The sequence below is a fragment of the Sphingobacterium suaedae genome (genome assembly GCF_042684625.1).
In the GTDB taxonomy this organism is placed as follows: Bacteria; Bacteroidota; Bacteroidia; order Sphingobacteriales; family Sphingobacteriaceae; genus Sphingobacterium; species Sphingobacterium suaedae.
Genome location: NZ_JBHULR010000021.1, coordinates 379,265 through 401,752, shown reverse-complemented (window position 1 = coordinate 401,752; position 22,488 = coordinate 379,265). Strand labels below are relative to the sequence as shown.

Here is a 22,488-nt window from a genome sequence, read left to right as displayed (position 1 = left end):
GGTTTTTAATCCGCCAAATATAATATAGGTTGTTGGTATTCGTGTCAATGTGACAGAAATTTTGCAAAAGGTTGTCGTACCGAAAATGCTATCTTTGTTAAAAATAGTGTATAAATGAAAGACACGACGTTAAGCCGCAAAGAACGGATAATGAAGGTGGCCCTTTCGCTCTTCGCGACGAAAGGTTACGTGGACACATCCACCAAAGAAATATCCGTGGAAGCGGGTGTGTCCGAAGCGTTGATATTTAAACATTTCGGGAACAAAGATTCGCTGTTGGCACATATCATTAAATCCGGATACCGCCGGGTGCTATCGCATCACCGCGGCATGATGACCTACAAAAACCCGAAGGAGTTTTTGAGAAATATGATTTTTCTGCCCAGCAAATTGGTGACAGAGGAACCGCAGTTCTGGAAGTTGCAGGAACGGCTATGGCACAACAGCTTTTCTAAGCAGCAACACGAACAGTTTATGAAACCGGTACAGCCTATTTTGGTTAGGGCGTTTACCGAATTAGGCTATGCAAACCCGGAATTGGAGACCCAATTTTTACTGTTAATTATAGACATGCTTTGGAAAAGGGAAGCAAGTGGAGATATCGACAATAGCTTGGACTTAGCGCTCTTGCTGGAAAAAAAATACGATTTATTGTAGTGCGACTTTGTGCATGTTTTGATGCAAAACTTGCTAAAATTTTGATGTGACACTTTTTTTTACGTACTTCGGTTCTTGTAATAGACTAAATATGACCAGAAAGCTCTTTATCCTTTTCTTTTTTTTTGCGGCTTTTAGCATGGCGCAGGCACAGAAGAAACCTGATTTTGTTCCCTTTATCAACAGCAAGAATCAATGGGTAGACTCTGTTTTTAGTGCCCTTTCTCCTAAAGAGCGCATTGCGCAACTTTTTTTGGTGCGGGCGCATACTAATCTCGGACAAAAGTATATCGATTCGGTAGCGCAGATCATCAAAAAAGAACAACTCGGAGGCTTAGTCGTTTTTCAGGGCGGTCCCGTGCGGCATGCCAACATGTTTAATCATTATCAAAAACTCAGCAAAGTGCCGTTGTTGATTACATTTGACGGCGAATGGGGATTAGGGATGCGCCTGCCAGATTCTACGATCTCCTATCCCTACCAAATGACATTGGGCGCTATACAAAATGAGCAGCTGATTTATGAAATGGGCCGTCAAGTCGCAAAAGATTTTCAGCGCATAGGCATGCATTTTAACTTTGCTCCCGTCGTGGATATTAACAATAACCCGAAAAATCCGGTGATCAATTTCCGTTCGTTCGGTGACAACAAGTTTAATGTGACCCGTAAAGCGAAGGCATACATGGACGGTATGATGGACGGCGGTATCATTTCCTCTCTGAAACACTTTCCCGGGCACGGAGACACTGACGTGGATTCGCACCACGATCTCCCACAACTGAAGTTCTCTAAAAAACGATTGGATACATTAGAAATATATCCATTCCGCGAACTTATACAAGTCGGCGCCCCCGCGATCATGGTTGCCCATATGAACATCCCTGCTTTAGATAACACGCCCAATATTCCCTCCTCGATCTCCCGAAAGGTTGTTACCGATCTCTTGCGGAAAGAACTTGGTTTTAAAGGGCTTACCGTTACCGACGCGATGGATATGAAGGGCGTCAAGAAATTCTTTCCAAATGGTGAAGCGGATGTCATGGCTATCGAAGCCGGACATGATTTATTGGAGGTTTCTGAAAATAGCGCAAGAGCCATTGATCTCGTAGAGAAAGCGATTAGAAACGGGCGGATCAAGCAAGCAGAAATAGATCAGCGTGTCAAACGCGTCCTGGCCGCCAAATATTGGCTCGGGCTCAATCACTACCGTCCGGTGTCAACACGGGGGCTGGTTACGGATCTCAATAACCCTTCGTCGCAATCGCTGGTACAGCGGTTGGCGGACGCTTCCGTGACGGTGTTAAAATCGGACAAACGGATCAAAATGTTTAATAAAAAAGTGGAAACAGCACTCGTCGTGGTAGGAATTGCACAGGCGCAAGATTTCGAGCGAGGATTGGCTGTGCAGTTAACGAATAGCACTTCTTTCTTTATCACCGGAAAGGAAACCGAGGAACAGTGGAAAGAGCTTTTGAAGCAAATCCGAAAACACGAACAGATTGTCTTGGCTATTCACGACAACCGGGGCCGCCCCAGAAGTGAGTCCGACGTAAACGACGCTATTCGTAACTTTGTGGACAAGCTCGCCGGTCGCCGCACCATTACTGTTATGTTTACCAATCCGTATGTATTAGACAATTTGCCCGTAGCACGTAGCGGTTCGGTACTACTGGCGTACCAAAACGATGGGTTTATGCAAAAAGCCGCTCTAAAGGTTTTGTTGGGACAAGTGAAATCTAAAGGCAAGCTGCCCGTTCACGTGAATAAAGAGTTTGCATACGGAATGGGATTATAAGATCGACCGATAAAAAACAAAAACAGGGCAGCACACGCGGCTCTGTTTTTGTTTTCTCCCACCTCTGAGGCTTTACAAATGGCGCAAATACCAATTTGACAAGCAAAGATCTTGTTAATTAGTATATTGCTAATTGATGGGCGTAAAAATTAGCACGAATAATTCACGTTATTGCACATTAAACAATATTTTTGTGGTGCTTAAATTTTGGAAATGGGTAACGAGCGGATCTCTATTTTTGACATGTTTAAAATTGGTATCGGACCATCGAGTTCGCATACACTTGGCCCTTGGCGTGCTGCGCAACGCTTTCTTGACGTGTTACGTCGTCGGGGCGTGCTCGATCAAACCGAAGGGATCCATATCCTGCTCTATGGCTCCTTGGCCAAAACAGGGGTAGGACACGGCACGGATATCGCTATTCTGCTGGGACTGAGCGGAGACGATCCCGTGACGTTCGACGTGTATCAAGTAATGCCTAAAGTACAGGACATCAAAACATCGCAACGAATCCGTTTGGGAGGGCAGCACGCTATTCCCTTTTCCTATACCGACAACTTGATGTTTTTGTATGCCGAGAGCTTGCCTTTTCATCCCAACGCCGTCACCTTTCAGGCATTTTTACAGGATGGAACGGCCGTATCCGAGACCTACTACTCCATTGGAGGAGGATTTGTTGTTCAGGAACACGATGCGGAAAGCGTGCTGAGTGAGGTGGACCTTCCTTTTCCTGTGGACACGGCGCAAGAGCTTATGGTTTGGTGTATGAAAACCGGTCTAAAGATATCCGAACTCGTCATGGAAAATGAGATGGCCTGGCGTCCCGAGGACGAAACAAAAGCGGGTATTATGCAAATTTTCCACACACTAAAAGACTGTATCTATAAAGGATGTCATACACAAGGCGTTCTGCCGGGAGGATTGCACGTGGAACGTCGGGCTGCGAAAATGAACAAACGCTTGTTAAAAGGACGACCCTATACAGACTATGATTCCTGGGTCAGCGCGATACGAGAGGGAGGGAAAGACTTCAACTATATATTGGATTGGGTCAGTTGTTTTGCCTTATCCGTGAACGAAGAAAATGCATCATTTGGACGCGTTGTTACGGCGCCAACAAACGGTGCTTCTGGTGTGATCCCCGCCGTTTTACAGTATTTAATAACCTTCCACGACTGCTATCGCGATGACAAGATCATGCAATTTATTGCTACGGCGTCGGAAATTGGATCTATTTTCAAAAAAGGGGCCACGATATCTGCAGCTATGGGTGGCTGTCAAGCAGAAATCGGTGTTTCGTCGGCTATGGCTGCCGCTGCATTGACAGAATGCCTGGGCGGTTCCCAGCGGCAAGTGCTGATGGCTGCCGAAATTGCAATGGAGCACCACCTGGGGCTGACATGTGACCCGATCGGCGGATTGGTGCAAATTCCCTGTATCGAGCGGAACACCATGGGCGCCGTAAAGGCCATCACGGCGGCTCAATTGGCGTTGAACTCCAATCCAGACAAAGCAAAGGTTAGCCTGGATGCGGTCGTAAGTACGATGTGGGAGACTGCACAAGATATGAATGTTAAATATAAAGAAACTGCAGACGGGGGGTTAGCGATCAAGGTGCCGCTTAGTTTGCCCGAATGTTAACTATGAAATACTGCGCAATAGCCTCAGGAAGTAACGGGAACTGTTACTACATCGCCGATGGAGAAGATGCCGTCTTGGTCGACGTCGGTATCAATACCAAGCATGTGGAGTTGCGGATGGCCAATTTAGGCATATCCCCTACGTCGGTTAAAGCGATATTTATAACACACGAACACACCGACCACATCCGCGGCCTCTCGGTATTCTGTAAACGGTATCAGATCCCGGTATATACTACGGCAGGGACCTACCAAGGTTCACGACTGCATCTACCAAACCATTTGGTCAATATTATCCTTCCCAACGCAAAAATACAAGTGGGTCGTCTGAGTGTATACGGTATTCCAAAGTATCACGATGCAAAAGAACCCTGTAGTTTTGTCGTGTCGAACGGTGCCGTTAATATCGGTGTGCTCACCGATTTGGGACGAGCCTGCGCAAACGTACAACACGTAATCCAGCACGCCGACGTGTTAGTGTTAGAGGCGAATTACGATGAGGATATGCTCGAGCAGGGACGCTACTCCTTTTTCCTCAAAAACCGTATTCGCAGCGGTTGGGGGCATATTTCCAACCGGGTCTCTTTGGAAACCTTTCTGGAATACCGTACGGATAGGCTTCGGCATTTGATATTGTCGCACCTGTCGGGCGAAAACAACAGCGTGGACCTCGTACACGGGACTTTTGCTCCCCATTGCAACACTATTAAACTTTCTATCGCGACACGCTATCAAGAAACAGAGCTGTTTGACATCCGAGACCTCGGAGAGCCGTACCTTAAGGAATCGGCATGCGTGCCGACAGAAACGAACCGTATAGTTGCGGATCGTTGATGGGCAGCCGCTGTCCAGAGGGCTGCCTGTATGTCTCACCAATATGCTTACGTAAAACGTACTTATGTACCTACAGACAGGCTGTCCCGAAATATTTTCTTAACTTCATGACCACAAATCAGTACGGAATATTACGATGAGCGAGATTTTGAACGTGAAGGATCGTGTGCTACTTATTGCCAATGCCTCAGGTCAACGTAAAAATGACTTTTTCCTTGCCCTTGGGCTATCATATGCGAATTTTAAGGGAGGACAGAAAAAAACGGGACTTAATTCAGACACCTTATTGAAGATATTGGCAGGTTACCCCAATATTGACCCGGCTTGGCTGCTGACTGGGGAAGGAGATATGTATCGACGTATGGATACGACAGCACCGACAGTATCCAGTGTAGAACTGCTTCATGCGAGTGAACCCGATATGATCAAGACGCTGCGGCAAGTAGTAGCCGTTCAGGAAAAGAATATCCAGCTGTTGGAAAAGCAGATCGATATGTTGGAACGAGAGTTAACGTCGTGGCGTACACAATAGTGTCCCCATAACTCTTCCGCGAGAAAGCCGCTACATCAGTTCCATTCCGAATAATTCAGCAATATGCTGTTTTAGTTTAGCCTTCACCTCCTCCATATCCAATTTTTTGCCTAGTTCGCGTTCGAGGGAGGTCACGTCCTTATCGTCGATCCCACAAGGGATAATATGTCCAAAATAACGGAGATCGGCATTCACATTGAATGCAAATCCATGCATCGTAACCCAACGTGAGGCCCGTACGCCCATAGCGCAAATCTTACGCGCCCGTTCATTCGCTGCATCAATCCAAACACCCGTAAATCCTTCATAGCGGCCTGCTACTATTCCATAATCGGCACACGTACGTATGATCGCCTCTTCCAATGTGCGCAAATATAGGTGGATGTCGGTAAAAAAATTGTCGAGATCCAAGATCGGGTAGCCCACGATCTGCCCCGGCCCATGATACGTGATGTCGCCTCCCCGGTTGATCTTATAAAAAGTAGCATGATTCGCTTTTAATCCATCTTCATCAAGCAACAGATATTCGGGATGCCCGCTTTTTCCCAATGTGTATACATGCGGATGTTCCGTAAAAATAAGATGGTTTGGCGTCGGCAAATCGGTTTCCTGCAATCGGTTTTCCTGCTTGGCTGCCAATGTACGGGCGAAAACGGCCTCCTGTCTATCCCACGCTTCTTGATAGTCCACTAAACCCCAATCTGCAAATTGCACTTGTTTGTTCTGCATCGATAATATCCTTAAACCCGATTACTGGCCGATTTTCAGACAAGTAATCGATACAAATTTACGCATTTATCGATGAAGTTACTTGCCCGAATATCGTGCAGGTGTCAAGAGTGATGAAAAACAATTATCTTTGCATCTACGTTAATAGGATGGGAGAAAGTCTGTCCCTCCTCCAAAATTGTACACATGGCAAGAACAAAAATATACGATACCGCTATAAAACCGGAAACCGCCGTATTGGTTTCTGTAATTACGCCCGATACCACGGAGGCCAAGGCGCAGGAATATCTAGAAGAATTAGCGTTCTTGGTGGAAACTGCTGGTGGTATTACCCACGCGGTCTTCACACAGAAGCTGGCTTATCCCGATCGGGCGACATTCATTGGAAGTGGAAAACTCGAAGAGATAAAAGCCTATATTGTCGCCGAAGGGATCGACATGGTCGTGTTCGATGACGAATTGTCGCCTTCGCAACTGCGGAATATCGAACGCGAATTTCAGATCAAAGTATTGGACCGTTCCAATTTGATCCTTGACATCTTCGCAAAACATGCAAAAACGGCTCAAGCAAAAACGCAGGTGGAACTGGCACAACTGCAATACCTATTACCTCGGCTAACACGAATGTGGACTCACTTAGAACGACAGCGAGGGGGGATCGGTATGCGTGGCCCAGGGGAGAGTCAGATTGAATCCGATAGGCGGATGATTTTAACTAAAATATCCCTCTTAAAGGATCGGTTGAAACAAATTGACAAGCAAAACGAAACGCAACGCAAAAACCGTGGTGAGCTGATCCGCGTCGCACTGGTCGGCTACACGAATGTCGGTAAATCGACCATTATGAACATGATATCCAAATCGGATGTGCTCATTGAAAATAAGCTTTTCGCGACATTGGACACGACGGTGCGTAAAGTCGTGATTGACAACCTGCCTTTTTTGCTCTCGGATACCGTCGGATTTATCCGCAAGTTGCCGCACCACTTAGTAGAATGCTTTAAATCTACATTGGATGAAGTCCGCGAAGCCGATATATTGGTTCACGTAGTCGATATATCCCATCCCAATTTCGAAGACCATATCCAGGCCGTAAACGAAACCCTTAAAGAATTAGGGGCGTTGGATAAACCTGTCGTAACGGTCTTTAATAAGATCGATGCCTACAAAGCGCCCGTCTTGGAAGGGGAGGACGGCGAAGAAATAAAAGTGACCCTCGACGATTTTAAAAATTCGTGGATGGCAAAAAATTCCGATCCGGCCATTTTCATCTCGGCAACCGACAAAATTAATGTGGAAGAGTTCAAAGATAAAATGTATCAAATTGTTGTAGAGCTACACAACGCGCGGTACCCCTACAATAACTTGCTGTACTAGTTGCAACATGCTACGAGATTTTATCCCAGGAAATCCCAGGGCTGCGTTGGGAAAGATAATGAACGAGTAGCTGGTTTTTTTCCTGTTGCAAGTTCGGATCTTCCTTGAAGATGGAAATCACCGCGTTTCGTGCTTCGGTCAACAACGCTTGGTCCGCAGTCAGATTGGCGATTTTCATTTCCAGTACACCCGACTGTTGTGTACCCGAAAGGTCTCCGGGACCACGCAACTGCAGGTCTACTTCTGCTATTTCGAAGCCATCCGAAGTGCGGACCATCGTTTCTAAGCGTGTCCGTCCTTCTTTACTCAATTTATTGCCCGACATGAGTATGCAAAACGACTGTTCGGCGCCGCGTCCAACCCGACCGCGGAGCTGGTGAAGCTGGGACAGACCGAAACGTTCTGAATTTTCAATCACCATAACCGACGCATTGGGGACATTTACGCCGACCTCAATTACCGTCGTGGCAACCATGATCTGGGTTTCTCCTTTTACAAAGCGCTGCATCTCGAAATCTTTATCCTTAACCGGCATTTTGCCGTGTACAATACTGATTCGGTAGGTGGGCAGTGGAAACTCCCGTTGTAGATTCTCCAGGCCCGCTTCCAGATAAAGCAAATCCATTTTTTCGCTCTCTTTGATCAGAGGATATACCACATACACCTGTCGCCCCTTCTCGATCTCCTCACGCATAAATCCAAATACACGTAAGCGTTGGTTTTCGAAGAAGTGCACCGTCTTAATGGGTTTACGTCCAGCGGGCAACTCATCAATAACCGAAATATCCAAGTCGCCATACATCGTCATGGCCAATGTGCGCGGGATAGGAGTAGCGGTCATGACCAACATGTGGGGCGGGATGACATTCTTCCGCCACAATTTAGCCCGTTGTTCTACCCCGAAACGATGTTGCTCGTCGATAACCACAAAGCCGATATTTTTGAATTTGACCTTATCTTCGATCAGCGCATGGGTACCGATCAAAATATCAAGCGTACCGTCTTCCAGTTGCTGGTGGATCGTCCGTCGTTCCTTGGACGGCGTAGAACCGGTAAGGAGCTTAACGGAACAGATACCGTCTCCCAATAAGGCCGATAAACCGGCAAAATGCTGCTGAGCGAGTATCTCTGTGGGGGCCATCATGCACGCCTGATAACCGTTGTCGATCGCCAAAAGCATTGACATTAACGCGACGACCGTTTTGCCCGAACCCACATCCCCTTGCACCAACCGATTCATTTGCGCGCCCGTGTTCGTATCTACCCGAATCTCCTTGATGACCCGTTTTTGTGCTTGTGTCAGCGGGAAGGGGAGTCGCTCATTGAAAAATGTGTTAAACTTATCCCCTACTTTATCGAAACGATGCCCCTTGTACTTCTGCGTATTCAGTTGTTTCGTACGCAGCAAACGGAATTGTATGAAAAATAGCTCTTCAAATTTCAAGCGCCGTATGGCTTGGTTGAGGTCGTCTACCGTTTGCGGAAAGTGAATGGAAAGCAAAGCCACCGGATAGGCCAGCAAGTGGTGTTGCTCTATGATGTAGGTGGGCAATGGATCGTAGAGTCCGCGGTATACGGTTTCCAGCGCCGTTTGCTGTAGACGTTGAATACCCTTTGTATCCAGGTTGAATTTTTTGAGTTTTTCAGTCGATGAATACACAGGTTGCATGGTCATGTTGCCAATTTTTTTCTCCTGCGCTTGGAAAAGCTCCATTTCCGGATGCGTTATAGAGAGCTGCCCGTTAAATTCGGTCGGTTTTCCGTAGATAATGTAGGCTGACCCCGGCTTTAAGCTTTTCTTGAGCCATGTCAGACTCTGAAACCAAACGAGTTCCATGCTGCCCGTTTCATCACGGAACTGACCAACCAACCTTCTCGCTCGCTTTTCGCCCACCTCCTGTACACTGACCAGACGGCCGATAATCTGGGCACCCAGCATCTGCGAATGGATCTCCCGGATTTTATGAAACTGGGTGCGGTCGATATAACGGAACGGATAGTACTGCAGTAGGTCACCAATCGTGAACAACTGCAGTTCCTTCTTGAGCACATCCGCCTTTTGCGGTCCAACTCCTTTCAGGTACTCAATGGGGGTAATTACAGATAAATCAGCCATGCGTAAGAAAGGCTAATTTACAAAATTAATTTCTTAGCATGAGCAGGGGTAAGCCTTTCCTTATTCCTTGCGTTTGATATATCTCATAGGCCCGAGAAACTATCGTTAGCATAAATAAGGAGCGGTTTCCCGTCGTCGCAATGCACGGCCTTAGGCGGCGATACGAACATGCAATCGGAAACGATAGTATACTTTTTGTTAAACGCATCGGTTGCGTCTGTATATGTGGCTACAGCGTCTAAGAATGCCGGAATATCTATCGTGCTGGGATAGGCCATATAATACTGAGGCCCGCCACACGCCTTATTCCCTACGGCGACAAAAGCCCAATCTTCGGTATCCGAACAGGTCTTGTCTTTCACATAGGCTTCCATTTCCGTGCGCAGCATGGTCAAATGAGCCTCGTCAGCGGCCCGGTTTTGCTCACTGGTTTTTTCGCAACCCAATAGAAACGGAAGGTAGATGCCTAGCACAATTGCAACCCAGATGCTTTTCATAAGCGTGTTTTTTAGTTTATTTGCTACTTAAACGCTTGCCAGAAAAGAAAAGCGACACCTGCCGACTTTTTCTCCCCTCCCCCACGTGAATGCACTAGGTTACGAAACTACGGGCTAACTCATCGTTGCGGGAAAAGCAAATGACGGATAGTTTGCCCGTTAAATAATAAAATAGCAACGAGCAAGATGCCATAAGCGATGTACCTATGCGGGTCCATCGGTTCATTAAAATAGAAGATCGCCAATCCGAATGCGATAAGCGGGTTGACATACAGCAAGATGCCCGTTGTGCTAGATGATATCCGGGTCAATGCATACATGCTGAGAAATAGCGGGATGATTGTGAACACTACTGCAATAAAACCAATAGTACCCCAAAACGTGAAACCTTGTGGGATGGGATGCCCTTGTACATACAGAATGGGCAAGAGGAATAGGCTGCAAATCGCCAATTGGACCGCTAAAATATGAAGTTTGTCAAATCCTTGCAGTACGCGTTGTGTAATCAGGTAGAAAGCATAGAAGGCTGCGATAGCCAGCGACCATAGTCCATCGGTGAACGATCCGCTGGCTAGAAGGCAAACACTAACCAACGCCAGCGCTAATGCAGCCCATTTCACCCCTGTGAGTTGCTCTCGCAGCATGAGAAAAGCACACAGCGTCGTGATCAAGGGACAGATCATGTAGGCAAAGGCGGCGGCCTGTACGCTGATGCTATTTATGGTATAAATATATGTATACCAATTACCGAAAATGAAAATCGAAGCCAGTAAAGTTAGCCAACATACGTTCCTCTTTTCCTTTCCCGACAAGGACCGAAAGCGGCGCACATCTTGTTGCAACGCGGCTCGCCGAAAGAGCAGTATAAACGTCCAGAGGGCTACCAATGCCACTAGGATGCGGAAGTTTAGAATGTCGTCGGCTGGCCATGGTTTGACCCAACGTACAGGAATAGCCATAAACCCCCAAATAAAGGGAGCTAAAAAAGCCGCTAGAAAATAACTTCTGCGGCTCGTTGTTTCTTGTTGATACTCCACAGGCTAAGCTTTCCAGGCGATAACGGAAATTTCGACGTTCACATTCTTGGGAAGAGTCTTGACGGCGACACATTCACGCGCCGGCTGATTGTCCGTAAAATACTGTGCATATACCTCGTTAATCGTCGCAAAATCTCCCATGTCGGCAATAAAAATACTCGCTTTGACAACGTCTTCGAACGTGTAGCCCGCGTGTTGTAAAATCGCACCCACATTTTTTAAAACTTGGTGGGCCTCATCCGCAACACCGGTGTTGACCAATTCCATTGTCTCGGGGATTAATGGGATCTGACCGGATACATATAAGGTATTTCCTGCCTGGATCGCTTGGTTATACGGGCCGATTGCAGCAGGTGCTTCTACGGTATTTAAAATCTGTTTTTGTGACATAGCAAATTAATTGGAAAAAAATAGTTTGTAGATAATGCCCAAGATAAAAACCGAGATGGCAACGATATTCATGATGCGCATCGCTTTCCTATTGAATTTTGAAGACCTGGAAAGTTCCGGTTGATGTTCGTTGGGTTTCATCAGGCTAATTTACAATGCAGAATCCGAAAAATCAAACCTTGTTCAAGATATAGCGCGACTGGCTGGTTTCGCAGTGTCTTAGGTTATTATCAGCATCCTATGCGTGCGATATAAACAAACCGGATTGGTCGGGCTGTATTCGACTTGCAACCCAGCCATGCTCGAGCCATGTTCGAGTGTTCTTCGGGACATGTTCGAGTGCCCTTCGAGCCATGTTCGGCAACTATTCGGCAACGACACGAACAGATGTCGAACAGAACCCGAAATGTTGTCGAGCACCAGTCGAGGCCCCTTCATCGTTGTCTCGAACTTGTGTGCCAGTTGTATGCCAGTTAAAGCGGACTTCAACGGACTTTAACGGACTTCAGCGGACTTTAACGGACTTTGTCTGGAAAAATAGTGGGCAGAAAGAAAGATAGGTCAGCTCGGGAAAAGTAAATTGAACTTAGCGAAAAGTAAGCAATTAAACAAACTGTTTAACGAAAAATTGTTGCGACCTTTCAATAAGGTAGATGCCGAAAACCAACGACAGATTTGGGCGATTTTTCATTGTGCCTGCGCCGATATTCGGCGGAAGTAGAAAAGGCGATCGAAAAAAGTAAATCAAAATCGCTAAATTGGCTACATCGACCGTGCGCGAATGCACGAATCGATTGGAAACACACCACACAAAAAAAACGGATGGAAACAAAAAAAATCGCGTTGGTTAATGGGCAGATCTTTAACGGGGACGACACGTTTTTAGGCCACGCGCTGCTGATAGAGGACGACCGCATACACGGAATATTCCCGCGGCATGCCGTGCCGGACGGCTATCGGAAGATCGATGTACACAAAGCGAATATCTGTGCCGGACTTGTTGACCTTCAGATTTATGGCGCGGGCACGGATCTTTTCTCGGCCGAGCTGACTGTGGAAAGTCTACACCGCATTGAGCGCCATTTGCTCAAGCAGGGTTGTACATCGTATATGCTCACCTTGGCAACCAACACGATAGCAGTCTTCAAAACAGCCATTCGTGTTTTCCAGGCCGCGGCCCCACGAACAACCTTGGGCTTACATCTGGAGGGGCCGTTCTTGAATGCTGCCAAACGAGGTGCACATCCGGCGGAACTGATCGTTTCGGCATCTGTCGAGCAGGTTAACGACTTGCTGGAGGAAGATAATGGTAGTGTTAAGATGATGACGGTAGCACCGGAGTTATTGGACGAGGTCAGTGCAAATTTGTTGTTAGATCGCGACATCCTGCTAAGCGCGGGTCACAGCGCAGCGACATTTGAGCAGGCAGAGCAAGGTTTTGAACAGGGGATAAAGGCAGTTACCCATCTGTGGAATGCCATGTCGGCTTTCCATCATCGGGACACGGGGCTTCCGGGCGCTGTGTTTCGTCACCCCAGGGTGTGTTCGTCCATCATCGTCGACGGTATACACGTGGATTTTCAAGCTGTTAAAGTCAGCAAATCCCTGTTGGGGCGTCGTCTGTTTTTAATTACCGATGCGGTGGCCGAATGCCGTAAAGGTATTTATCAGCATGTCTTCCGGGGTGATCATTACGCACTGCCGGATGGGACGCTCAGCGGATCGGCACTCACGCTTTTGCAAGCCGTCAAAAACAGCGTGACGCAGGTGGGCATTCCGTTGGACGAAGCGATACGTATGGCGACCACCTATCCCGCTGAGCTGATTTCGCGGGACGATATAGGCAATTTGCATACCGGATCATGGGCAAATGTGCTGGTTTTTGATGCAGACTTTCAGGTGCAACAAGTTTATTTTGAGGGAGAACGAGTGGTGTAACTTTTCCGTGCGGTGACGGTAAAGTAAAAGCATGTTTCGTAGTTGTAGGAGGAAAAGTGTAGTTTTGCATTCTATGAACTTAAAACCGATAAAAAGTGCAGCAGCGCTGACATTACTATGTTCAATTGTGCTGTTTTCTTGTGCATCGCGTAAGAATAAAAAAGCGGCAAAAGAACTGAAATCACCAACGGTAGAGGTCGTGAAAAGTGATTCAGTCCCCGCTACCCAATCTCCCGCTATAGTCGCTCCACCAGTGGTTACGAAGACAACCGTAACCGAAAAGAAAGAGGTGGTCGAAGCACCGTTACGGGTCACGTTGCCCGCAGTTTCCCGAGAGTTCCGCGGTGCCTGGGTGGCCACGGTAGCGAACATCAACTGGCCAACAAAGAACAATTACAATACCGAATCACAAAAAAGGGAGGCAATCCGTCTTCTCGACTTCCTGAAGGAAAATAATTTCAACGCGGTGATCTTTCAGGTGCGTCCCTCTGGAGATGCCCTGTACGATAGTCCGTATGAGCCTTGGTCTTACTTTTTGACAGGAGCGATTGGAAAACGTCCCGACCCGTATTACGACCCGTTAACATTTTGGGTAGAAGAGGCACATAAGCGCGGTCTAGAACTCCATGTCTGGTTAAATCCTTATCGGGCGCACCATGCAACAGGTGGCGCCGTAACGAGCGAGTCAATGGTACGAAAAGCTCCAGAAATGGTCGTCCGTTTACGCAACGGTATGTATTGGTTTGATCCGGCTAATCCGAAAACCCAAGATCACGCCGCTAAAGTCGTGCTGGACATTGTGAAACGTTATGACATCGATGGCGTGCACTTCGATGATTATTTTTATCCCTATGCCAGCTACAATGGTGGAGCGGATTTTCCAGATGACGCTTCGTGGAATGCATACAAAAGAACCGGAGGAACACTATCGCGCGGCGATTGGCGTCGAGATCAAGTGAATAAATTTATTGAACGGGTATACCACGGAATAAAAGCGGAAAAGAACTACGTGAAGTTCGGGATCAGTCCGTTCGGTATCTGGAAACCAGGATATCCGGCCGGCATCACAGGATCGTCTCAATACGATGAATTGTATGCCGACGCGAAATTGTGGCTGAACAAAGGATGGATCGATTACTTTACTCCTCAGCTTTATTGGCCTATAGAGCCGGCGCGCCAGAGTTTTACGGCGTTGTTGAAATGGTGGGAATCGGAAAATACGCAAAAGCGTCACGTTTGGCCCGGACTGAATACGGTCGAAGTACGCTCGGCCAATCGGCCTCAAGAGATAGTACGGCAGATCGAGGCGACACGGCAGCTTATTCCAAATAGTATTGGGGCTGTGCACTGGAGCATCGCGGGCTTGTTGCAGAGCCCGAGTATGACACAAGCCGTGAAAAATGGCCCTTATCAGCATAAAGCATTGATCCCTCGTACGCCGTGGTTGAATGCAAGCCCACTCCTTGCGCCCACGTTATTATTGACCAATGAAAACAGCAGCGTTTTCGCCAAGTGGCTACATAAACAACCAGAGCAGGTATTTCAGTGGGTTGCCTATGCGCAATATGGAGATACGTGGGAATACGAAATTCTGGACGGTTTGCAAAGTGAAAAAAGCTTTCCACGTGTGCGTAATGGCAAGACATTAAAAGCAGTGGCTATACGTGCCGTAGACCGGTTAAGTAACGAAAGTGACTACGTGGCGAAGCCAGTGCGGTAATGGTTTATAACTAACTCTTTACAGAACTACCTTAATTTTTTAGGTAGTTTTGTTTTTATGGGTATGCGGGTATTTAGTTTGTGGATCATGTTTTTACTCTATGTGATTTCGTGGCCAATACAGGCACAGGAACGTCCGGAGATCGTGCAACGTCCCGTTACGTGGAATGCAAAGCGGGAACAGCTTTCTTTGGAATACCTGAAAAGTCGGCATGGTATTAAAAGGCCTTCGGTAGAGATTGTTCCTAAAATCGTGGTGGTGCATTGGACCGATGTGCTATCTGTCCATAAAACGTTTCGTACGTTCGACCCTGTGGAATTGCCGGGGCGTCCGAATCTCCAAAAAGCCAGTTCATTGAATGTGTCTGCACAGTTCGTGATCGGACGCGACGGGACGATCTTCCAATTGTTGCCCGAAACAACTTTTGCCCGCCATACCATCGGGCTCAATTACTGTGCCATCGGGATCGAAAATATCGGCTCCGCACGTTACCCATTGACGGATGCCCAACTGCTGGCGAATACCGCGCTGGTTAAGTACTTGATGGCAAAATACCCGATTGAATATGTGATCGGTCATCATGAATATCAGACTTTTAAAGGTACCAAATGGTGGAAGGAAACAGATCCAGATTATATCACGCAAAAATCGGATCCTGGCGATGTATTTATGCATCAGTTACGGCTTAATTTGGGCCTTACCGGAAGCCTTGTCTTAAACTAATCCTGTTTTTTTTAAATTTGTTCGCTTGTTTTTGCGATTTTATGCCTGTTTGCAATGGTGTGCCGGTATTTCTGTAACTTTTCGTGGTTTTTCAGAAATAATGTCTGCAAAATGTTGCGTGTTTGTGAAAAATGTTCTAGTATTGTTTCATAAATAGTGAAAAGACTGCATAAGCCTTTTTATGAATTAAACCCAAAACGAACTAATATGAACAAAGCGCTACTTTTAACAGTGGCTTTCGGGTGTGCCCTACACAGCACGTATGCCGGGTTTCGACCGACCAAGACGGAGACGAAACGGGCAATCTTCCCCAGAGCAAGTGTTGTCATTCAAAATCAAATTTCCGGGACCGTTCGAGATGCGTCGGGGCCGCTTTCTGGCGTAACAGTGGCCGTAGTCGGTTCAACAACGGTTGTGCAAACGAATCAAGAAGGAAAGTTCTCCATCGCGGCACCTGCCGGAAGTACGTTGCGGTTTACGGCGGTCGGATTTAAAGCCAAAGATGTGCTTGCAACGACAAATCAGATCACGGTTCAATTGGAGGGCGACGATACGGCTATCGACGAGGTTGTGGTGACGGCGCTCGGGATCAAGAAAGAGAAAAAGGCTTTGGGTTATGCGGTACAAGATATCAAGGCCGACGAATTGATGAAAAACAAAAATCCGAACGTCATTAACTCCTTGAATGGCAAGATCGCTGGGGTTAATGTGACCAACTCGGGAGGTGCGCCTGGTGCTTCCGCGAATATCGTGATTCGGGGAGGAACGTCATTGGAGCGCGACAATCAGCCCTTGTTTGTGATTGATGGTATCCCGATGGATAATTCGACCGGTCAGGGCGACAATTCTGCATTCGACGGCAACACCAATATTTCAACGACAAATGGGAATCGAGCGCTGGATATCAATCCAGAAGACATCGAATCCATGTCGGTGCTAAAAGGCCCCGCTGCTGCTGCGTTATATGGCTTGCGTGCGGCGGCTGGAGCCATCGTTATCACGACCAAAAGGGGAACGGAAGGAAGTACTCAAGTGGGCATCAGCTCCCGTTTTGGGGTGAACTGGGTGAACAAGCTGCCTGAACAACAGACCCAGTATAAACAGGGATCCTATTATAACAACAAGTTTGTTGGTCAGACATTTGAGTCCTGGGGCGACGCTTTTGCCGAAGGAGAAACACGATACAACAATATGAAAGACTTCTATGAAGTTGCTCAGATGTATGATAATTCGTTCAACGTGTCTGGTGGCTCGGCAAAGGGGAATTTTTACCTGTCGGGGTCGAATATATACCAAACAGGAGTGGTACCCACGACGGATTTCAACCGGTCTACCGTGCGTTTTAACGGAGAACAGAAGTTAGGCAAATTTACATTTGGTGCCAACGCTTCTTACTCCATGAGTGATACGCGTAAAACATTGACCGGTTCCGGGCTGTGGGGCTCGTCTGGAAACGGATACATGGAATCCGTTTTGATCTGGCCCGGAAATGATAATATGAAAGATTACCAGACTGGGGATGGGCGGAATAAGTTGCTATTGCCTCAGATTGCTTTAGAGAATAATACGGATAACCCGTATTGGCTCATTTATAAAAATCCGCAAACAGATAAAACAGACCGAATCTTAGGAAATATTTACACGAATATTAGTGTGACCGATTGGTTTGATATTACCTACCGCTTGGGTGTGGACAACTATACCTCCCAATTTAATACGCTTGTCTCCCCTGGATCGAGCGTAAAGTTGGCCTGGCAAAATGGGATGATGTCGAACACGGACAAAAAATACCAATACCTGAACAGCAATTTGATGTTGAACTTTAAAAAACAGTTTAACGATTGGGATTTTAATTTGTTGGTGGGTAATAATGCTGAAGATACCAAGATCAAGTCGTCTTCTCTACGTGGGGAAAGTTTTGAGTTGGCCGGTTTTGAGAGTATGGAAAACTTCAAAAATGAAAATAAGTATTACTCGCAGGTGTATAACAACCGCCGGATCGTAGGTGTTTATGGCGATTTCCGCGTAGGTTATAAGGGGATTGCTTATTTGAATGCGACGGGTAGGAACGACTGGTCATCGACGTTACCTGTACAGAACCGTTCGTTTTTCTATCCCTCTTTATCTGGATCGTTAATCTTCACGGAGCTGTTTGAGAAGAACGATATCTTGACCTACGGGAAAATACGCTCGTCTTGGGCGTCTGTGGGAAAAGACGCGCCGGCGTATGTGACCACCACTGGCCTGTTTGGCCCAGAATTAACCATAGGTGGAGGGTTTAGGAACCACTGGACCCGCGGTAATGACCAATTAAAACCCGAACGTACGAACTCGTTTGAGATTGGTGCCGACTTACGGTTCTTGAAGAATGCGATTGGATTGGAGTTTACCTATTATAAGACCAATTCCGTTGATCAGATCCTTCAACCGCGTGTTTCCAATGCAACGGGATATATCTTAACGTATTATAATATCGGCGAGTTAAACAACGAAGGATTTGAATTATCGTTAACGGCAACACCGATTAAACGAGGTGATTTTGCATGGAATACCACGTTGAATCTATCCCACAATAACGGACGTGTGGCCGAATTGATCGGCGGATTGGATATTCTGTACGTCACGGATGTTCAGGTCGGAACAGGAAAGGCTGCATCGTATAACAATGGAGACTTTATGGGGATCAGTGGATCTATTTGGCAACGGGATACAGAAGGTAACTTGTTGTTGGATTGGAAAACTGGAATGCCATTGACATCGTCGTCCACAACAACGTATGTCGGTAACCGGGAGCCTGATTTTATCGGCGGATGGAACAACTCCCTGACCTATAAAAATTGGGACCTGTCGTTTTTATTTGATTTCCGCAAAGGTGGGGATGTATATAACGCTTCCGAATATTTAATGACCACATACGGTACGAGCAAGCAAACGGCCAACAGAGGAGAAACCATCCAATTCACGGGAATGGCGCTCAATCCGGACACGAAGCAATATGAAGCCGTTACGCGCGATGTTGTAGCCAGCGAAGCGTATTATAAGGATGTTTATGCTAAGCATACCCCACATTTTATTGAGAAGGTCAATTGGTTTCGTTTGCGTTCTGTAAACCTGAGCTATTCCTTGCCGAAAGATGTGCTGGCAAAATCAAAATTCATAAAAGGCGCAACGTTTAACGCGATGGGTACAAACTTATGGCTGTTGACAAATTACTCAGGAGTAGATCCGGAAACGTCCGCTGCAGGTGCAGGGGTAGTTGGCTCCGGTTCGGTCGGTATTGATTACGCAGGCGTACCCGCGACTGCCGGTTTTACTTTTGGCGTAAACTTAAAATTCTAGTGGCATGAAAAAGATACTTTATTTAGTGACAGCAACAGCCGTTTTATCGCTCTCATCTTGCGACAAATGGCTCGATATAAACGATAATCCAAACAGTGGTACAGCAGACAAGCCGAATGCAGAACAAAGGTTGCCTTCTATATTGGCTCAATTCGCTGATGGTTATGAAAGTGCGGGCACACGCGCGGCACATGTCACGCATCAGCTAGCGAATACATATGGGGCTTCAACGAGAAACTACCTATTGACACGGTGGTATTCTGATGCATCTGCTGCCAATTGGCCGTGGCAGGCTTGGTACGTAAATACGGCGGTCAATCTCCAACCGATGATGGAAGCGGCACAACGGATGGAGGCCCATCATTATGTAGGGGTTGCTAAAATCATAAAAGCGTGGGGTTTTGGCTATCTGGCCGATTATTATGGGGTGTTGCCTTATCAAGAATTCGACAACAGAGACATTTTGACCCCCAAATTTGACGACGCGGAATACGTGTATGGAGAAGTTTTCAAATTGCTGGAGGAAGCCATCGTAGAATTGAAAAAAGATCAAGGTGAGTTTGCTCCAGCGTTGACCGCGGGCGACACCTACAATAAAGGCAATGTCGATAATTGGATCAAGCTTGCCTATGGATTGAAGGCAAGGTTTCTTTCGCACCTGAATAAAAAGTCTGTTTACGATCCAGATGCGGTACTTGCGGCATTGGAAAATGCTCCGAAAACGGCTGCAGAGTCCACCATTTATCAGTACGTGGATCAGAGTGCAACAACAACATCTACCAGTCAGTCGGCTTTACAATATGTCAATACATCGGCATCTACCCGCGTATCGAAACTCTATATCGATTACATTCAGAACAACTATACCGGTGCGCCGACGGGTGCGAATGATATGGAAGATCCTCGGTTCCCGCTGCTCGTACCGCGCTCTCAAGAGGGAGACGGCACCATGAGGGCTTCTATAGGGGTTGACTTCGCTTCAGAGAAGGTGCTAACTGGACCGGTCGCTTATGCGTATGACTCGAAGACAAACAAATTTGATAATGCGGATTCCGTATACGTGCAGTTAAGAGAAGCAAAGGCAGCCAATGGACGGATCTTGTCGACGGGTACTTGGTACAATAAAAAGGATTCTAAAGGGTTGTTACTGACCGGGGCAGAAATGAAATTTATCGAGGCCGAGGTTCGCCTGCGCAAGAGCCAACGTGACCTAGCCTTAGCGGCATATAAAGAAGGTATTAAGATTCATATGCAAATCATGGGTATAACGGCAGCGCAGATCGACGCCTTTTTGGCGAGCACCTCCGTGGTACAGGATCCGGGGACGTTGACACTAAGTCATGTGATGATTCAAAAATATATCGCACTTTCGTATTCCCCCGAGCAGTGGGTCGATATGCGCCGTATGAACTATTGTACGGATGAAAACGGAAATTACAATGAAGCGACAGGTATTTATAAGGGCTATAAACGACCAACGCATGTGTACACCCAGTCCTATCCTGCAGCAACGGATTGGCCTCGACGCTTCGCCATGGCTTCGTATGAGTTGAACTTCAACAGTGCGCAATTGCGGTTGATTGCTCCTAATTACGACTTGCCAACGTACATCAATGAACCGATTTGGTGGGACAAAAAAGATTAAGTGAAGAAAGCCGGAGGTCGACCTCCGGCTTTTTTTTGCTTTTTTCAGGAATTGTCGATCTTCTTGTTTATGTTTGTTGTACAATTAAAAACGCATAAATATGAAAAATAAGTGCATGCTTTTTGTCCTATTGCTGTTTTCTTTCGCTGCGTGTACAGCGGGAAACAAGCAAACTGCCGTAAGCGAGGGTGTGATGGATTCCAGCCAAGATACCAACATGATCCGCCCTGCTGCAGACCAGCTCGCCGCATATTTACCCCTGTTGAAAGGAAAGAAAATTGGACTTATGGGGAATCAGACCTCTGTAGTCGGTCCTGAAAAAGAACATCTGGTGGACGTTCTGTTACGTGAAAAAGTGGACCTTAAATTTGGCTTCGCACCGGAACATGGCTTTCGGGGGGATGTAGAACGTGGAGAAAAGGTAAGTAACGATGTGGATAAGAAGACTGGATTGCCGTTGTTTACGTTGTACGGCGGGAATGCCAAGCAGGATTCCATCGTGCAGTCTATCGACGTCATGATTTTTGACTTGCAGGATGTAGGTGCCCGTTTCTATACATATATCACGTCTCTTCATCGGGTGATGGAGTTATGTGCAAAACACAATAAAGAGCTTATTGTACTGGACCGGCCGAATCCCTGTGGTGATCAGGTGGATGGTCCGGTTCGCAAAGATGACAAGTTTAAATCGAATGTCTCCTTTCATAAGATCGCGATGGTTCACGGACTAACGGTGGGCGAACTGGCTAAAATGATCAACGGAGAGAAGTGGCTGGAAGCTGGCCGGTCTTGTCAGTTGACAGTGATTCCTGTGCAGAATTGGAATCATGGGATGATGTATGAACTGCCGGTGATCCCATCACCGAGCCTGCCCAATCATCTTTCGGTTCGTCTCTATGCGTCATTGTGTCTGTTTGAAGGTACAGATATATCGGTCGGACGTGGTACGGATTGGCCCTTTCAGGTCGTCGGTTTTAACGATCCATTGTACGGCGACTTTACATTCACGCCTGGAGAAAAGGCGGGCATGGCAAAGCATGTGGAAGGTAAAGGAGAGAAGATGTATGGTTTAGACCTTCGCGGACTGGATCCGAATAAGCAGCAGTTTACACTGACTTATCTTTTGGACTTTTATCAGAAGATGCCGGACAAAAGTAAATTCTTTTCTCGTGCAGCTTTCTTTGATAAGTTAGCTGGCACAGATGAGCTGCGTAAGCAGGTCATCGCCGGTCAAAGTGAAGCAGAAATCCGAAAAAGCTGGACAAAGGATCTAGAAGTCTATAAAGCCATGCGAAAGAAATATCTCCTCTATGCGGATTTTGAGTAATAGAGTTACTAATCTTGGAACAAGAAACACGCCTTTGTGCGTGTTTTTTTTTGTTTCGACAAAAAATCGTTAAAAAAGGCATAAATGTTTGATTATTAACATTTATTGGGTATATTGGTGCATGTTTTAGCAATTTATGATGTTTTTGTGTTATAAACATGCATTTTCTTACTGAAACGGATCGATAGATCA

The 22,488-nt window shown here is 46.7% G+C and carries 17 protein-coding genes; 12 read left to right on the top strand and 5 right to left on the bottom strand.

Annotation, left to right across the window (positions count from 1 at the left end; all coding sequences use genetic code 11):
• The first annotated feature begins 114 nt into the window (after positions 1-114).
• The 5 genes from ACFSR5_RS20995 to ACFSR5_RS20975 all read left to right on the top strand — a co-directional run bounded on the left by ACFSR5_RS20995 (position 115) and on the right by ACFSR5_RS20975 (position 5,458).
• Positions 115-657 carry a TetR/AcrR family transcriptional regulator gene (locus tag ACFSR5_RS20995; RefSeq protein WP_380906541.1) on the top strand — a complete coding sequence of 181 codons (543 nt, stop codon included), beginning with the start codon at positions 115-117 and terminating at the stop codon, positions 655-657.
• 91 nt (positions 658-748) lie between these two features.
• Positions 749-2,452, top strand: a complete 1,704-nt coding sequence (locus ACFSR5_RS20990) for a glycoside hydrolase family 3 protein (RefSeq protein ID WP_380906540.1) — start codon at positions 749-751, stop codon at positions 2,450-2,452.
• 213 nt (positions 2,453-2,665) lie between these two features.
• Positions 2,666-4,093, top strand: a complete 1,428-nt coding sequence (locus ACFSR5_RS20985) for an L-serine ammonia-lyase (protein WP_380906539.1) — start codon at positions 2,666-2,668, stop codon at positions 4,091-4,093.
• 2 nt (positions 4,094-4,095) lie between these two features.
• Complete coding sequence (locus ACFSR5_RS20980) at positions 4,096-4,926, top strand: MBL fold metallo-hydrolase (RefSeq protein ID WP_380906538.1); 831 nt, start codon at positions 4,096-4,098, stop codon at positions 4,924-4,926.
• 136 nt (positions 4,927-5,062) lie between these two features.
• Positions 5,063-5,458, top strand: a complete 396-nt coding sequence (locus ACFSR5_RS20975; protein ID WP_380906537.1) for a hypothetical protein — start codon at positions 5,063-5,065, stop codon at positions 5,456-5,458.
• A 30-nt stretch (positions 5,459-5,488) separates the two neighbouring features.
• Here the strand turns inward: ACFSR5_RS20975 and lipB are convergent, their stop codons facing one another.
• The gene (gene lipB, locus ACFSR5_RS20970; protein ID WP_380906536.1) at positions 5,489-6,187 is read right to left on the bottom strand and encodes a lipoyl(octanoyl) transferase LipB; all 699 of its coding nucleotides are present in this window, start codon (positions 6,185-6,187) and stop codon (positions 5,489-5,491) included.
• A 186-nt stretch (positions 6,188-6,373) separates the two neighbouring features.
• Between lipB and hflX the strand changes: the two genes are divergently transcribed.
• Positions 6,374-7,564, top strand: coding sequence for a GTPase HflX (gene hflX / locus ACFSR5_RS20965; RefSeq protein ID WP_380906535.1), 1,191 nt, complete (start codon positions 6,374-6,376; stop codon positions 7,562-7,564).
• Between the two features lie 10 nt (positions 7,565-7,574).
• On the opposite strand, the gene recG is transcribed toward hflX, so the two are convergent.
• From recG to ACFSR5_RS20945, 4 genes are all read right to left on the bottom strand, one after another.
• The gene (recG, locus tag ACFSR5_RS20960) at positions 7,575-9,680 is read right to left on the bottom strand and encodes an ATP-dependent DNA helicase RecG (RefSeq protein ID WP_380906534.1); all 2,106 of its coding nucleotides are present in this window, start codon (positions 9,678-9,680) and stop codon (positions 7,575-7,577) included.
• An 83-nt stretch (positions 9,681-9,763) separates the two neighbouring features.
• On the bottom strand, positions 9,764-10,177 hold the full coding sequence (locus ACFSR5_RS20955) for a hypothetical protein (RefSeq protein WP_380906533.1): 414 nt from the start codon (positions 10,175-10,177) through the stop codon (positions 9,764-9,766).
• Between the two features lie 119 nt (positions 10,178-10,296).
• The gene (locus tag ACFSR5_RS20950) at positions 10,297-11,214 is read right to left on the bottom strand and encodes an EamA family transporter (protein WP_380906532.1); all 918 of its coding nucleotides are present in this window, start codon (positions 11,212-11,214) and stop codon (positions 10,297-10,299) included.
• A 3-nt stretch (positions 11,215-11,217) separates the two neighbouring features.
• Positions 11,218-11,604, bottom strand: coding sequence for a RidA family protein (locus ACFSR5_RS20945; RefSeq protein ID WP_380906531.1), 387 nt, complete (start codon positions 11,602-11,604; stop codon positions 11,218-11,220).
• Positions 11,605-12,426: 822 nt separating this feature from the next.
• Between ACFSR5_RS20945 and nagA the strand changes: the two genes are divergently transcribed.
• From nagA to ACFSR5_RS20915, 6 genes are all read left to right on the top strand, one after another.
• On the top strand, positions 12,427-13,542 hold the full coding sequence (gene nagA, locus ACFSR5_RS20940; RefSeq protein ID WP_380906530.1) for an N-acetylglucosamine-6-phosphate deacetylase: 1,116 nt from the start codon (positions 12,427-12,429) through the stop codon (positions 13,540-13,542).
• A gap of 73 nt (positions 13,543-13,615) precedes the next feature.
• Positions 13,616-15,262, top strand: coding sequence for a glycoside hydrolase family 10 protein (locus ACFSR5_RS20935; RefSeq protein WP_380906529.1), 1,647 nt, complete (start codon positions 13,616-13,618; stop codon positions 15,260-15,262).
• An 87-nt stretch (positions 15,263-15,349) separates the two neighbouring features.
• On the top strand, positions 15,350-15,985 hold the full coding sequence (locus tag ACFSR5_RS20930) for an N-acetylmuramoyl-L-alanine amidase (RefSeq protein ID WP_380906528.1): 636 nt from the start codon (positions 15,350-15,352) through the stop codon (positions 15,983-15,985).
• Between the two features lie 207 nt (positions 15,986-16,192).
• Positions 16,193-19,324 (top strand): SusC/RagA family TonB-linked outer membrane protein, encoded by a 3,132-nt coding sequence (locus ACFSR5_RS20925; protein WP_380906527.1) that lies wholly within the window; start codon positions 16,193-16,195, stop codon positions 19,322-19,324.
• A gap of 4 nt (positions 19,325-19,328) precedes the next feature.
• On the top strand, positions 19,329-20,969 hold the full coding sequence (locus ACFSR5_RS20920; RefSeq protein WP_380906526.1) for a SusD/RagB family nutrient-binding outer membrane lipoprotein: 1,641 nt from the start codon (positions 19,329-19,331) through the stop codon (positions 20,967-20,969).
• A gap of 100 nt (positions 20,970-21,069) precedes the next feature.
• Positions 21,070-22,296, top strand: coding sequence for an exo-beta-N-acetylmuramidase NamZ family protein (locus tag ACFSR5_RS20915; protein WP_380906525.1), 1,227 nt, complete (start codon positions 21,070-21,072; stop codon positions 22,294-22,296).
• Positions 22,297-22,488: the final 192 nt, after the last annotated feature.